General features: G+C 60.3%; 16 protein-coding genes and 2 pseudogenes. 7 read left to right on the top strand and 11 right to left on the bottom strand.

Annotated features, from left to right (window positions below; all coding sequences use genetic code 11):
- Positions 1-332: 332 nt before the first annotated feature.
- The 8 genes and pseudogenes from AC1DDA_RS27165 to AC1DDA_RS27130 all read right to left on the bottom strand — a co-directional run bounded on the left by AC1DDA_RS27165 (position 333) and on the right by AC1DDA_RS27130 (position 6,333).
- Positions 333-1,767 (bottom strand): annotated as a pseudogene (locus tag AC1DDA_RS27165) (FAD-dependent oxidoreductase).
- An 80-nt stretch (positions 1,768-1,847) separates the two neighbouring features.
- On the bottom strand, positions 1,848-2,093 hold the full coding sequence (locus AC1DDA_RS27160; RefSeq protein ID WP_441514466.1) for a DUF6894 family protein: 246 nt from the start codon (positions 2,091-2,093) through the stop codon (positions 1,848-1,850).
- 537 nt (positions 2,094-2,630) lie between these two features.
- Positions 2,631-3,239, bottom strand: coding sequence for a cysteine hydrolase family protein (locus AC1DDA_RS27155; protein ID WP_476798073.1), 609 nt, complete (start codon positions 3,237-3,239; stop codon positions 2,631-2,633).
- Between the two features lie 25 nt (positions 3,240-3,264).
- The gene (locus AC1DDA_RS27150; protein WP_476780922.1) at positions 3,265-3,759 is read right to left on the bottom strand and encodes a hypothetical protein; all 495 of its coding nucleotides are present in this window, start codon (positions 3,757-3,759) and stop codon (positions 3,265-3,267) included.
- Positions 3,760-3,843: 84 nt separating this feature from the next.
- Positions 3,844-4,338 (bottom strand): YciE/YciF ferroxidase family protein, encoded by a 495-nt coding sequence (locus AC1DDA_RS27145; RefSeq protein ID WP_441514463.1) that lies wholly within the window; start codon positions 4,336-4,338, stop codon positions 3,844-3,846.
- Positions 4,339-4,566: 228 nt separating this feature from the next.
- Positions 4,567-5,460, bottom strand: coding sequence for a DUF6328 family protein (locus tag AC1DDA_RS27140; protein WP_476798072.1), 894 nt, complete (start codon positions 5,458-5,460; stop codon positions 4,567-4,569).
- Positions 5,461-5,463: 3 nt separating this feature from the next.
- On the bottom strand, positions 5,464-6,012 hold the full coding sequence (locus AC1DDA_RS27135) for a phosphatase PAP2 family protein (protein ID WP_441514461.1): 549 nt from the start codon (positions 6,010-6,012) through the stop codon (positions 5,464-5,466).
- Between the two features lie 72 nt (positions 6,013-6,084).
- A complete protein-coding gene (locus tag AC1DDA_RS27130; RefSeq protein ID WP_476780920.1) occupies positions 6,085-6,333 on the bottom strand; it encodes a hypothetical protein in 249 nt (82 codons plus the stop codon).
- 523 nt (positions 6,334-6,856) lie between these two features.
- On the opposite strand from AC1DDA_RS27130, the gene AC1DDA_RS27125 reads away from it, so the two are divergent.
- Entirely contained in the window at positions 6,857-7,156 is a 300-nt protein-coding gene (locus AC1DDA_RS27125; RefSeq protein WP_476798071.1) for a PepSY domain-containing protein, read from the top strand.
- 13 nt (positions 7,157-7,169) lie between these two features.
- Entirely contained in the window at positions 7,170-7,706 is a 537-nt protein-coding gene (locus tag AC1DDA_RS27120; RefSeq protein WP_476798070.1) for a hypothetical protein, read from the top strand.
- A 354-nt stretch (positions 7,707-8,060) separates the two neighbouring features.
- Here the strand turns inward: AC1DDA_RS27120 and AC1DDA_RS27115 are convergent.
- Both AC1DDA_RS27115 and AC1DDA_RS27110 read right to left on the bottom strand, forming a co-directional pair.
- Positions 8,061-8,489 (bottom strand): annotated as a pseudogene (locus AC1DDA_RS27115) (GGDEF domain-containing protein); the annotation flags it as partial.
- Between the two features lie 36 nt (positions 8,490-8,525).
- Positions 8,526-9,881, bottom strand: coding sequence for an acyltransferase family protein (locus AC1DDA_RS27110; protein ID WP_476798069.1), 1,356 nt, complete (start codon positions 9,879-9,881; stop codon positions 8,526-8,528).
- Positions 9,882-10,751: 870 nt separating this feature from the next.
- Here AC1DDA_RS27110 and AC1DDA_RS27105 point away from each other — a divergent pair.
- A complete protein-coding gene (locus tag AC1DDA_RS27105) occupies positions 10,752-10,979 on the top strand; it encodes a hypothetical protein (protein WP_476798068.1) in 228 nt (75 codons plus the stop codon).
- Between the two features lie 104 nt (positions 10,980-11,083).
- Entirely contained in the window at positions 11,084-11,362 is a 279-nt protein-coding gene (locus AC1DDA_RS27100) for a DUF1488 family protein (protein WP_476781347.1), read from the top strand.
- Positions 11,363-11,420: 58 nt separating this feature from the next.
- Here the strand turns inward: AC1DDA_RS27100 and AC1DDA_RS27095 are convergent, their stop codons facing one another.
- A complete protein-coding gene (locus AC1DDA_RS27095; RefSeq protein WP_441514555.1) occupies positions 11,421-11,567 on the bottom strand; it encodes a hypothetical protein in 147 nt (48 codons plus the stop codon).
- Between the two features lie 153 nt (positions 11,568-11,720).
- Between AC1DDA_RS27095 and AC1DDA_RS27090 the strand changes: the two genes are divergently transcribed.
- From AC1DDA_RS27090 to AC1DDA_RS27080, 3 genes are all read left to right on the top strand, one after another.
- Entirely contained in the window at positions 11,721-12,221 is a 501-nt protein-coding gene (locus tag AC1DDA_RS27090; protein WP_476798067.1) for a helix-turn-helix domain-containing protein, read from the top strand.
- Between the two features lie 138 nt (positions 12,222-12,359).
- The gene (locus tag AC1DDA_RS27085; protein WP_441514554.1) at positions 12,360-12,581 is read left to right on the top strand and encodes a hypothetical protein; all 222 of its coding nucleotides are present in this window, start codon (positions 12,360-12,362) and stop codon (positions 12,579-12,581) included.
- 287 nt (positions 12,582-12,868) lie between these two features.
- On the top strand, positions 12,869-13,061 hold a 193-nt coding region (locus AC1DDA_RS27080), incomplete at its 3' end, for a hypothetical protein (protein WP_476798066.1).

Below are 13,061 nucleotides of genomic sequence, written 5' to 3'. Positions count from 1 at the left end.
GGCCTTCAGAACACGCACGCGAAGATCGTCGCTCAGAGCTCGGGCCATCATCCAACTCCTCTTCGAGGAGCTTGAATCAGCCCAGAACACGCTCGTCACTTCACAATCGATTCAACGATCAGCGGAAACGCTCTAGATTCGGCCGCCTGCATCGAATGCGATGTGGACACCGTTTCGAGCAGAAGCGGGTTTCCCGTTCACGGGCGTCTCCAAGCTGAAGAGGACGATGGACACGCCATAATCCGAGGAGTCCTCCGATTCCTTGAGTAGGACGGCGTCGTAAAACCTCCGGCTCCGGGCGACGTGGTTCGTTCCAAGACAGACATGATGAATCATGACGAGGCCTCGACAACCGCGAGAGGTCCGATCGCCGGCGCGTTCAGGACGCTGCCGTCGGGCGCGAAATGCGATCCGTGGCAGGGGCAGTCCCAACATTCCTCGAACGAGTTCCAATGGAGGTGACAGCCAAGGTGCGTACACGCCGACTTCTCGATGACGGCCCCCTTCTCGGTCCGATAGGCGGCTATCTTGCTCAGGCCGCGCCTCACGATCGCACCTTGGCCGGGCTGGATCGACCGAGGACAACTCTCCAGGCGCGAGATATTCGCGAAGTTCTTTACCGCCGTGATGTTCTCGCTGACACAGGTCGTCGCCGACCAGGGTCGTAGACCGCAGCGAATTCATTTTCCCGGCCGAGGATCAGGTCGGGGATGAGCAAGCTGGCGCCCGATGAAGCCGCAATAGTCGAGCGTGTCCATGACCTGCCCCGACCAGCGATAGCGCTCCGAACCGAGATCCGGAATAAGGGTCTTGGCCCAGGAGGTGAGGGCGGCGAAACGCGCGTTGGCGTCGTCGGCCCCACCCGTCTTATGGTCCTCTCCACCCACAATCACGATGTCCTTGCCGTCCCTGCCGGGCGTCAGACGAACGTAGTGATAGGGTTCCTCAGTGTCCCAATAAAGGGCGTCGTCGAGCTTTCCCGCCTCGATCTCGAATCCCATGGCGTAGGTCCGATAGGGCGCCTGCTTGGTGTGCAGGGCGACGAGATCGTGGATCGGGGAATTTCGTCGCGATCACGGCATGCCCGGCCGTCACCGTGTGGCCGGACTCCAGCTTGAGCTCCACGCGATCCTTCTCCTCCTTCACCTCGATGACTGGGGAGTTCGGGTGCAGGCGTGCGCCTTTCTGGGCCAGCGCCTCGACGACGCCGCGGAGATACTTCAGCGGATAGAAGGTCGCCTGATCCGAATAGCGCAGGTAGGGACGGTCCTCGAGCGTCCGCAAGGGCAGGCCTTTGCCGCGCTCGACGGTGACGCCGATGTCCTTCGCCGCTGAAATCTCGTCGTCGAGGACGCTCTCCACACTTTCAGGATCGAGGAAGAGAATTCCGGCAAGCCGCCTGAACTCGCAGTCGACCCCGAGTTCGCCTTGGAGGGCCTCGTTTCGATCGACGGCGGCGCTCTGGCTCGCTTGAAATCCCTTCGCCAGGCCCTGTCCGCGCATTGACAACAGCTCGCTCAGGGAATCGTCGCAGATGGGGGCGAGATGAGCGGTCGTTCGCGAAGTCATTCCGCCCGCGATTTCGCCGCGATCGAGGACGACGACCGACAACCCACGCGCCGCGAGTTCATAGGCACTCGACAGGCCCGCGATCCCGGAGCCGACGATGGCTGCATCAGCGGTGTGGTTCGACCGAAGAGGTTCCGCCGTCGGCGCTACCTCGACATCCATCCAAACCGAACGGCTTCTCTCGCGTTGCGCGTTCATCGCAGACCTCCGCAGTGTCTGCGTGCAACGTTCTCGGATGGATTATGTTCGAATGGGCGCTTACGGAGAAACGGTCCGGATCAGGTACAGGGCACATCCGAAAATGTGACGTCTCCGGATTCGAATGAAATTCGGCCGCGATAGATGGTGCGATCACCCGCCTGGACCAACATGGTCATTTCGCAATTGTCAGTCTCGGTGAGCGCATCATGGGCAGCTTCAGCGAACGCCGCCCGAGCTTCCTGCCGAGCCGCCTTGTCGTCCGGAAAATCCAAATCGACGAAGTGCGATCCACCGTTATTCGTGATGAAGCGGTACATAGGCATGGGCAGTTTCCTGAGGAGGTCACCCCTCTAATCGGAACGCCCCAGTCTTGGTTCCCCACGATGCCGTTCGCATGGAAGTCGGAAAGCGGCGCTTTTGCCCGCACGCGTTCCCAACTTGCGATCTCTGGAGCGTCTTATTGGGGGCTAACTCCCGGCTGTTTGGCTGGATGTCGAGTGCGTTGGGCCTCGTCACGGGAATTGTACGCGCGCCGATGAAGCTGCAACCCTTCCGAGTCAGTTGCTTTCAGATGGTCTCTCTGGTCTGCGCCGCTGCCGCACCGTTGCGCGCTGGTCCTCGGCTGTTCGGGCGGGTGGGTGATCCTTGGACTTTCAGCATGCGTCAGGAGGGTTTCGAATCTGACGCTTGCGGAGCGGCAAGCGTGCGTGTTCCCGCGGATCTCAAACCGAACAGCGACGTCTGCTGCGGGGGATGTTCGCGACGGCTTGCGACGTGGTCAGAGTACCGGGCGACGATCGCGTTGATGCTGCGCGATCGGGGTCGACCGATCGCGGATCCGCTTCCGCGCTGAGCCGATCTCACCGCCAATTAGCTAAGACCTCCGCGGCGCTTGAGGCTTCGATCTGCTCGCTGAAGCGGTTGAGGTAGAGTTCCATCAGTGCGTCGTGGGTGGAATCCGCAGAGCTACAGAGTGCGTCGGTCACGAGGACGACGCGAAGCCCTCGATCGACGGCGCCCAGGACGGTCGCCAGGACGCAAACATCGGTCTCGCCGCCGGTGATGATAGCCGTGTCCACGCGCTTGGCGCAGACGAATTGATGCAGGATTCCCTCGGTCCAGGGCGAATAAACCCATTTGTCGAGAACGATGGCAGGTGGAGTATAGCGCTCGAGCGCCGGGTGAAGTCGAACGGCGTCAGGACCGACACTTTCAAGCGTTACTTCCGACCATCGTTCGTAATAGCGCCGCCAAGTTCCGCGGCCCTGCCCGGGGCGCTCGACGGGGATGAAGCGCGTGAACAGCGTACGATCCGGATGAGATCCAGCTATTGCCTCGATCGGTGGCAAGACCTTTTCCAGCCACGGAAAGGCCCAAGGATAGCCGGGGCCAAAGAGCCGCTGCATGTCGACGCAGAGATGGATGCAGTTCTCCCCGAGAGCTCCATGCACCAAGCCGTGGGCAGCCATCGCCCGCCTCCCTTAAATAAGCTAATCAATCGCGAAGAGAGCGAGTTTCGTTCGCGGAAGCTTCCTGATGCTTCTCCGCCGCTAATCCATCGGGATTGCCCTGCTCGAAGGGAGCAAGCGGACCGGTGGGATTCGTCGACCGCGGATTGGGACCCGGGCGACGCTCGTCTCCGGCCCGACCCGGCCTTTGCGGGATCTGAAAGCTCCCCGGAGTCGAAACATCGCCCTGTGCGAGTGGTGAAGCCGGTGCTTCCCACTCCTGGACGGCGGCGACCAGTTCGGCCAACTCAGTGGCCTGCGGAGTGCCCTCTTTTACATCGGCCAGACGATGTATTTCCGCGGCCGCTTCCGCGTATTCCTGCTGCGTTGTAATGCGCATCCTTGGCTCCTCGCCGTACTGCCACCGGTTCACCGCGCCCTTGATTACTTCCTTTGAGGGATGAACGTGGTGCGCCTCGGTGACGCCGTCGCTCAGCGACCACTCAGGACCCGCTCTACGGATCACAAACGTTGCCGACATATCGTTCTCCGAACGCCTCCCGGAAACGAGCGACCGCTTAAGCTCGTTCGGTTATCCGGGAGGCGAATGGGCGTGACGCCGAGATCAGGCGGCCTTCTTATTCGCCGAGCCGATTCCGATCTTGGACAGGAGTTGGTCTGTCTTGGTTTCTTCGGTGAGCGTCTGGTTGAGCAGCCCGACAGCATTCGTCAGACCGAGTTCCCCGGCCCAGGTCTTCAGCGTGCCGTAACGAGCGATCTCGTAGTGCTCAACCGCCTGCGCGGCGGCGACCAAGCCCGCATCGATTGCCGGGCTGCCCTCGAAATCCTCGATGATGCTCTTGCCCTCCTCGATAATGCCGAGGATGGCGTCGCAGGTCTTGCCCCGCGGGGCCTTGCCGAGAATCTCGAAGACCTCGGTGAGCCGCTCGACATGGGTTTCGGTTTCGTCGCGATGGGTTTCGAACGCCTTCTTGACCTCCGGCGAATTCGCGGCGCGCGCCATCTTGGGCAACGCCTTCAGAATCTGCTTTTCGGCGTAGTAGATGTCCTTGAGCGTATCGAGAAACAGGTCGTCGAGCTTCTTCGGTTCGGTTGCCATGAGAGCCTCCCTTGGTCGGTTGAAACTCCCTAAACCGAAGGGGCTTTCGCGGGTTCCCGCCTTGAGGAGCGTTCTCCGTGCCCGGGGCTCCTGAGGCATCCTACGCCTGCCTCATCAGGCCACGCTCGGCATGGTTGGCGTCGAGCCGGCGGCGGTCGCCCTAGCCGATCGGACAGAGGCGCTTTAGGGAAAAACGACCGCGCGCTGTTCCCAGAGGCGCCTCGTAATTCAACTACGCTTCGCAGCTAGCTTCAGCCAAGGCCACAATTGCCAAAGGCCGATAAGCACGGCCAGGCTGGCTGTCGCCATGACAAGGGAATGCTTGTGCTGGCCGGTGATTTTGTAGGCGACGACATATGTGTCGCCCGAAATGCCGAATGCCAGAAACGCGGTTGCCAGGAGGATGAGCCTGCTCGCCATCCGCTGAAACGCTGGGTCATCGTGCCCGGCGTAGGCGATGCGATGGAATGCGGCGGGGGATACCAAAAGAGCGGTGGCAATGACGATGAGCGCCAATGCGGCTCCGTGAACGAGCTTCAACCGCTGATCCATCTCGGCGAACGATTGCGTCAGAACGATCGCAAACTGAAAGCCGAGAAGGGCTTGTGCTCCGGGAAGGATGACGCGGGCCTCGGTCAAGACATAGTCGATTTTCGCGGCCATCGGTGTCTTCTGATCGGGAGTAGGCATGTTCCTTTCCTTTCTTCGAACCAGCCAAGGTCCAAGCCAAAGCGCCCCGCACACGGCCAAGCCAACGAGACCGGACACGACGCCCACTGCCGCTCCGGCAATCCGCGTGCCGACTATGCCGACATCCAGCGCCATGGCGACGGCAAAGCCAGCCAACGTCGCCAGCATAATCCGGTCGATCATCACCAGGATTTCGCCGCTAGCCTCGCCGAACAGGACGATCCGATGATACGAACTCGGCATTATCGGAAGGGCGACGACAGCCATCGTAAGCCCCAGCACGACGAGCTCGATTTGCTTTTCTTGCGGGGAGAGGGAAACGAAGGCATTCTGAAATGGCGCCTGAAACTGGAAACCCAACAGGATTTGGGCTCCGAGCATCAGCATGCGAGATTCATCGAGCGCCGTTTTGGTTTTCTCGACAAGGGACATCTATCAACCCTCGTCGCGAGGCATTGCGTTCAGGATCGACTCCACCGCGAGCCCGAGCGCGCCCCCTGCCAAAACATCGCTGGTCCAGTGCGCCAGCAACGCCACCCGCGTGAATGAGATCGCCGTCGCCGCCATCCACGCGATCGCCGTAAACCTCGGAAATGTCCTGCTCACCGCGCTCGCCAGAGCCGCCATGTGAACGGCATGACCGGAGGGGAACGCGGCGTATGCATCTCCCGACTTCGGCACGCCGTGCCTGCGGCCCCTGACCTCTATCCGATCTGGGCGTTCCTGCGCGAAGCACTTCTTCAAGGCGTGCGGCAATATGGTGGCCACGAATGTTGTGCGCACGATGTGGTTGGCAGCCTTTCGGTCGCGCGTGCCAGGGTCGGTCGTCAGCCAAAAGCACACGGCTGCGAAGCAAAGAAAGCGCTCGTCCGCCAGGAGAGTTGCCGCACGCAGCGGTCGCTCAAGTTTTGGGGTTGCGTGGCTGGCAACGACAGAGGCGATGGCCTGGTCTGTTGGTAAGGTCGGTATTCGCAGACGGCGCATGGCTGAATCCGGTTCTCAGATGCGAGATTTGCCGGGTTGGCTCTCGGATCGAGTCCAACATGGATTCTAGGTCTAGATCTCGTGAGCCTCGTCTGTATCGCGCGTTCTATCCGGTAATTCGCGAATCGCCTCCTCGGCGCCCTGGTCCTTGTGCAGCACACCCTCCCTCAACACCTTGGTCGCGGCGTCGACCTTTTTTCCCGGATCAACCGAGATCGGCATCGTATCGGGCGTTGCAGTCAGTCCGATCTCTGTGGGCTTCCTTCCTTCATTCTTCGCAGACGCCGAAAAGGTAGCAAGGGATTCCGGTTGCTTTGCCATGGCGCGCTCCTCCGATTGGCTTAGCAACTTGAGATTGGTTTCCGTGTTCCTTACCCGCCTGTTCAGCGTTCGAATCGAACCGGGCAGCCTACGTGGCAGCGGCCGGTGCTCGCATCGCCGGAACGTCACAGATGGCTCCGAACAATGCTTGTGGCATAAGATCCGAGGACTCGCTCGATTCCAGCGCCGGGAAATCTCGGCCGGGCATCCGGAGATCGAGCGAAAGCGATAGACCTTCGGGAGCCCATCTCCGCGTAATGGTCGCTCCGAGCCCAGTCAGCGTCGCGTTTTCAAGTTTGCTGCCAAAGCCCGCATGCGCGGGAATTTCGGCAATCGGTGGCCCGCCGCGTTCCGTCCAGTGGAGCGTCGCCGTCTCGCCGTCGCGAACGAGCTGCACGTTCAGTCGACCGTTCGGACCCGAGAGAGCACCATACTTCGCCGCGTTGGTACGGAACAGAATTGCCGCTCACCTCGTTCGAAAACCGTTCCGTGGTCCATTCCACGAATAGCGAGGTGTCCAGACATGAAGAAGATCTTGATCGTGTCGCTGATCGCGGCGGCGACGTCTTTTACCGCGCTCGCGCAGACCGCCACCACTTCACCGGTGCCAGCACCGAAGGGGGATGCGGACAAGAATGCTCCGCTGCCCGGCGCGAACAGCTTCACCGAGGGTCAGGCCAAGAGTCGGCTGGAGGCCAACGGCTACTCGCAGGTCGGTCCGCTGACAAAGGACGCGGACGGCGTTTGGAAGGGCAGCGCCACCCATGGGCGCGCCAAAGTCAACGTTACCGTCGACTATCGCGGAAACATCACCCGCCAGTAATCGGGAGAATCCCATGACACAGACACTCACTCGCTCCTATGAGAACTACGAGACGGCCCGGTCGGTTGTCGAAGCCCTCGAAGCCGGCGGAGTGAGTTCCGCCGACATCAGCGTGGTCGGTCGGCACGCCAAGGCCGATGACAGTCATGCCGGTGAAGGTGCGGGCATCGGCGCGGCGCTTGGCGGAGCGGCCGGTCTGCTCGCAGGGATTGGGCTGCTTGCCATTCCCGGGATCGGCCCAGTGGTTGCCGCGGGTTGGCTTGCGTCCACGGCCGCCGGCGCTGCGGCCGGGGGCGTCGCGGGAGGTATCGTCGGAGCGCTGACCAGCGCAGGGCACAGTGAAGAGGATGCCAATTACTACGCCGAGACGGTGCGGCGGGGCGGGACCGTGGTGTCGGTTCGCGTTGCCGACGACCAGGTTCCGGCGGTCGAGGCCATCCTTGATGGGGCGACGCCGATCGACCGGGACGCCCGCTTAGCCGAATACCGGGCGGCCGGCTGGAATCGGTTCGACGAAACCGGGGCTCCCTACCGTTCCACGGTCATCTGACCAAGGTCGGCCAGCCCTCATACCTGGGGCTGGCCTTCTCGCACTACCAAGCGCTGGGGGATCATCTTGCCAATGGGAGAGTCGCATGGGTTGGTTTTCACAGGACATCGCAACGATGGACGATATTTTCGTCCATACTCTTAGGGACATCCGGAAGGCCGCCTGAGTTCGATGCGCAGAGCTCCTCGGCGGGGCGCTTCTTGGTCGGAGCGTGAAGGGCGAGGCCCTGACGGTTTTCGCCCTCAGCGGACGATCATGAGGAATCGGGAACCGATGCCGGACCGGCTCAACCTTTGGCCGCCAATCTCTCGGGGTATGTCCCTTGGGCGCGCCGCCAGGATATCACTTGCCCAGCTACGACCACACGGTCGCGCCCGCCGTTCTTCGGTGAATACAGGGCTCGGTTTTGGCCGCCTCTACGAGCGTGGAAAGCTTCGTGACGGAACCGCGATCCGGCCAGGAGGTTGCTGCGCCCACGCGGGTCGTAATCCGCCAAGACGACGGTGCGCCGTCCTGGCTGAACTCCAAGGCACGGATCGCTTCCGCAATCCTCGTGCCAAGCTGCTCGCATCCGTTCGCGTCAGCATTTGGCAACAAGAGTGCGAATTCCTCTCCGCCATATGCCAGGTCGCCTGGCCGCAAGCCATGGGCGGCAATGATTTCCGCCACCGCCCGAAGGCACCGATCTCCTTCCTGGTGGTCATGCTCATCGTTGAGCTGCTTCAAATGGTCAAGGTCGATCATCAAGAGCGAGAGCGGAGAGGATTCCCGCCGCGCCCGAGACCATTCCCGGCGCGGTAACGCTCAACCAGACATTGTCTAGCGGGCGTTCCAAAGCTCCTGTTCGACGGCGGGAGCCGAAGAACCGACCTTCCGCACCGCGTCTTCAAGTGCAGCCTGCGACACGCCAAATTTGTCGGCCCAATACCTAACTTCGTGGTCCCTGGAGAGGTTGATAACTGAGTGATCCTGCGGGCCGCGGGAATAATCGTTCTCTGCCATCTCGGCCTCTCCCTGCTGCGCAGTTCGTCCTGCCAGCCCGTCTGCTTCTGACGGCCCCATCGATTGCCTTCTCTGGATTGCTGCGGCGAGTATCCTGCCCGCTGCAATGCCCGGCTTCTCGATCCACCGGTACGCCAGATCGGCGGTCACAATGATGAGGGGGATGCTGACGATCGTCAGAACGAGCATGTTCGAGGGCACAGACAACCGAAAGAGCACCCACGCGACGCCCGAGATGACCGGATAGTGACAAAGGTAAATTGAATATGATCGTTGTCCAAAATATAGCGCAGCCGGACTCTTGAGAGTAACCGCATAGAGTTCATCCAACGCTGTCTTGTGGTGAACTGCTGTGTTGGAGAGGCCAAAAAACACGACCATCCAAACCAAAACGGGACGCAATGGCTCAAACGGCAACAACACGATGGCCAGCGCGGTAGCGAATAACAGTCCTTGCGGATTGCAGAGCTTCTCCGAATAGATCAGGCGACTTAGGATGCCGATTGCAAAATAGGAAGCCGCAAGGGGCAAGGCACCGGGCTGGACGGTTGAGAGGCCAAATTTTCGTACCGCCACTTCTGAAGCCGCAACAGCAATCGCCATCGGAATAACCCATTGCCGCTTGTCACGCAGCACGAATAGGATCAATGGCGCGACCAGATAAAATTGCCATTCAAGCGATATGCTCCAAGCCGGCATGTTGAAGGCGTATTCGGAATAGCTAAGGATGTTATTTGAAATGGCGCCATGCATCATGAAAAGATGAGAGAATACATGCATCGGCAGATGAGCTCGATCGCTCGATGCGACCTCGTTCACTACTCTTGCGAACTCTGGATCGCCAAAACCCGGTGCGCTGAGGGCCGACGCAAGCAACTCACTTGTGAAGAAACCGAAAAAGCATGTCACCGCAAACAGTGGAAAAATTCGAGCAAACCTTCGAATAATATAGGGGGCATAGCCCTCCTGCTTCTCCAGAACGACATGGGTTATGACAAACCCACTTATGATAATGAAGACCAGCACGGATGGAAGACCGACGGCTCGAAGAAGCGAGCTCACGCCATTGCCGTTGAACGCCGAGATGTAGGCGAGGTGAGAAAATACGACCGACCAGGCAAGGATGCCTCGAAGTCCTTCTATAGCCACAAACATTTTGGGCCGAACGGTCAAAGGTAACCCCCGAAGAAAGATTGATATTATTAGCTTTTGATTGTCATATCAATAACATATGTCAGATTTTGACTCGAAATAATCTTCCCTTCCTTTGCGAGATGTTCCTGGGCGAGACGAGAAAGCAGTCGCAAACGAATGGAGCGAGAATTGGCTCCCTATGGAATCGATCAGTTCGCGCGAGGTACGAAGGCCGGGTCCGCGGGCCTCCAGCCCTTGGCGTAATCCGATCGGCGGCCGATTTCACGTCGTGAAACTGGAGCCGCAGCCGCGACGAGCTAGCGAACGCGGTGCTCGCAGCTTGCGAGATAGCGACAGAGGCTGAGCTCCAGCTCGGCTCGCTCACGTCCTCATCTTCAGCGGCGATATCGATGCATCGCAAGCGCTCCAGCGCACCGCGAAATTGCTCGGGCGTTTCGATAGGTTCCGCTGCATGCGATCGGCGGGTTTCTGGGAGGATCCGCATCAACTTCCTCCAGTGCTACATTCACTGGCAGTTGGTCCGAGCTATCAACCATCGGTGACCGTCTGGCCTACGGGCCCGATCACTCGCAGCCGGGACAGCGACTCGCTCATGGCCGGCGGTAGAGCAAGGAAGCCACCGGTGCCGGTGATCTTCGAATTCGACGCCTACGGAGTTCATGGTCCCGCGTGCAAACACATGGCAGCGTTGGCCCTTTCGGCTGCAGCGATCCCAGCGATAGATGTAAATTCGATCGGAATCGGCTGCCGATGCTCGGGGCCTGGGAGCACGAACGTCGGCAGCCCGCGCACCCGCCAACGCTACCCATCGGGCGAGCGGAGCATGCGGCAAAACCGGGATCATGTTGTCCTTCATTTGGAGGGCAGGCATCACAGCAACCTCCCGGCATGGTCCTCAGCGTCGGCGCGCTGGCGATACTCGGCTTCCATTTCCTCGACGATTCCGATTTGAAACAAAGCAACCTCCTGCTTCATCCGGCCTTCGGCGATGCGGGTCGCATAGACGCGGCGGCGGAATCCGAGTTCGCGTGCGAGGGCCTGCTACTTCTGGCGGGCGGTGAAGCGGTCAGCCATGGCGGCCATCCCGATCGATGCTGTTGCGCAATGGAACCGTGATGTTCGTCTGGCATTGAACATTCAGGGCGTTGTGCGTCGGCGTCCTGCCGCCAGCGCTTGCCGTTTCCAGATCCCGAGCCCTCAAATTCACGGGGCAAACAGCCATGGCTTTCATTCTCGATGAGCACACCGCGCCTGATTGCGAGCGCGCGAGACAAAGCGTTCGCTTCTGCATGGTCGATGGAGGCGAAAGGGCGATCTGCCAGGTCGGATATACGACACTGAGCGATCTCGCCGCTGAGGCTATCGAAACAGACGAGGACTGCCTCGACCGTTTTCGATCACATCGTTGGGAGATTGCCGCTGCCGCCGCTCGCCTTCTCGAAAAAGGAGCGCACAAGGGCGGAACGATCATCCAGATCATTCGGGCGAACTTGCCCTGAAGATCGGGAACGCGACGCAGCTTCAAGCGCACGCCGTCGATGTCGAGATGGAGCCTGGTCATGCCGCCGCCCTCCGCTCAAGCTCGGCGATGACGCCGTCGATCTCCTGACGCTGCTTGCGGGCGATGGCGAGCTGTTCGGCGAACTTCTCGCGCGGGAAGCGTCCGGTCTTGATCTCCCGGACGGTGAAGCCGAGCTTGCGCATGGGATCTCGCCGATGCGCGCCCGGTCGGCTTCGGTGTAGACGCGATCCACGCCATCACGGCTGGGGGCGAGCAGGCCGCGGCTTTTCTCGTTTCAAGCGAACTCATGCCAGCTACTGGACGCGCGAGATTTCCCGTGCTTCCCAGAATTCATTGTGCTGCAATATTCATTGATTTTAATGTTAGGTGAAGCGCATCATTTTGTAGCCTTGGGGGAGGCGAGCAATATGAGCAAAATTACTTCAAACTGTTTCCTGCCGCATGTTCAGTGGGAAATTTCCGAGGGCAATGCCAGTTCTATTGGCGCCGAAATAATCGGCTTTCTTAGATCGACACTGACATCATACATGGACGAACGAGTCCCGGTAATCAGCGAGATTGCGAAGACAGCAGGGCTCAGTATCAGAAGCCTCCAACGCAAGCTTGCCGCTGCCGGTCTCACCTACTCACAACTGGTCGAAGCGGCGCGCTTTGAAAAGGCAATTGAGCTTCTCGGCACGACCGACGCCAAAATAATCGAGGTGGCATTTGCTGCCGGATACAGCGACCCCGCTCACTTCGCACGCGCATTCCGCCGAATGGCAGGAACGACGCCGAGACGATTTCGCAACGAGAGCAGGATGGCCGCTCGCTCCCGCTTCGGCAGGCTCGTATAGGAGGCGTCCCTCGGCGTGGCGCCGAGGCGATAGATCGCGGAAGCTGCGCTGAGTTCCGGTCCGACAAATAATGTTGATATCGTGGCGAGCCCTTCTAAATTTATCCTTCGCAAGTGTCCTTTTTGGAGGGAGGGAGACATGCCCTTTTCGTCGCTGAGTGACCCCACCGATCTCGCTCGGGCTTGCGCGGCGCTGGAGGTTGCGTGGAACGAAATCAGATCGAGCATTCCCCCTGCGTTTGAAGAGCGAGAACGCACCAGACTGGCTTACATCGTGGCAGCGCTGGTGGCCGTCGCGGGAGATGAAGAGGAACTGACCCGGCGGGCCGTCGACCGTTATCGGCAGTCCAACGCCGCATGATTTCGGCCCCGCTGGCTTCGGCTGGCGCGGCCTTTTTCATGATGTGGAGGTCATTCGAGGCGAACGGCCCCTGATCTGAAATTTTTTACCGGAAACTCGGAACCGAGCGGGCGAACTGATCGTTGGCAGTACACCACTGGCGCGGTCAGCTGCGAGGTGGGGATGGTTCTTCTGCCAAGATGGCAATCGAAGGGAGTCGGTCTAGCCCCCAGCCGCCGGCTCCCTTTTTCTATGGCGGATCGCGTGGCAGACACCCGCCCGATGACAGCAAGGTAGCGGTCGCTGGAATGCGCGACTGCAACGACGAGATCTGTGCCGTCGTCGCAGACCACGCGGAGCCTGTAGAAGAGAGCGGCTGGATCGACGTCCGAGAGATCGCAGAAAAGGTACCCGGCGCGGGTATCGTCGGAGTTGCTGCCAAATTGGTAGGTGAGCGGGAGCGTCCGGCCGTCCCGCAGGACAAGCAGGCAGGACAAGCAG

The sequence above is a fragment of the Allobosea sp. 10N428 genome, assembly GCF_056394545.1.
The sequence above is the reverse complement of the archived record's forward strand: the minus strand, read 5'-3'. Positions and strand labels throughout refer to the sequence as shown.

Bases quoted from the DNA above. Each gene is read 5' to 3' on its own strand.
- AC1DDA_RS27160 (WP_441514466.1), bottom strand. From the start codon at position 2,093: ATGCCTATGTACCGCTTCATCACGAATAACGGTGGATCGCACTTCGTC.
- AC1DDA_RS27155 (WP_476798073.1), bottom strand. From the start codon at position 3,239: ATGGCTGCCCACGGCTTGGTGCATGGAGCTCTCGGGGAGAACTGCATC.
- AC1DDA_RS27150 (WP_476780922.1), bottom strand. From the start codon at position 3,759: ATGTCGGCAACGTTTGTGATCCGTAGAGCGGGTCCTGAGTGGTCGCTG.
- AC1DDA_RS27145 (WP_441514463.1), bottom strand. From the start codon at position 4,338: ATGGCAACCGAACCGAAGAAGCTCGACGACCTGTTTCTCGATACGCTC.
- AC1DDA_RS27140 (WP_476798072.1), bottom strand. From the start codon at position 5,460: ATGTCCCTTGTCGAGAAAACCAAAACGGCGCTCGATGAATCTCGCATG.
- AC1DDA_RS27135 (WP_441514461.1), bottom strand. From the start codon at position 6,012: ATGCGCCGTCTGCGAATACCGACCTTACCAACAGACCAGGCCATCGCC.
- AC1DDA_RS27130 (WP_476780920.1), bottom strand. From the start codon at position 6,333: ATGGCAAAGCAACCGGAATCCCTTGCTACCTTTTCGGCGTCTGCGAAG.
- AC1DDA_RS27125 (WP_476798071.1), top strand. From the start codon at position 6,857: ATGAAGAAGATCTTGATCGTGTCGCTGATCGCGGCGGCGACGTCTTTT.
- AC1DDA_RS27120 (WP_476798070.1), top strand. From the start codon at position 7,170: ATGACACAGACACTCACTCGCTCCTATGAGAACTACGAGACGGCCCGG.
- AC1DDA_RS27105 (WP_476798068.1), top strand. From the start codon at position 10,752: ATGGTCCTCAGCGTCGGCGCGCTGGCGATACTCGGCTTCCATTTCCTC.
- AC1DDA_RS27100 (WP_476781347.1), top strand. From the start codon at position 11,084: ATGGCTTTCATTCTCGATGAGCACACCGCGCCTGATTGCGAGCGCGCG.
- AC1DDA_RS27095 (WP_441514555.1), bottom strand. From the start codon at position 11,567: ATGCGCAAGCTCGGCTTCACCGTCCGGGAGATCAAGACCGGACGCTTC.
- AC1DDA_RS27085 (WP_441514554.1), top strand. From the start codon at position 12,360: ATGCCCTTTTCGTCGCTGAGTGACCCCACCGATCTCGCTCGGGCTTGC.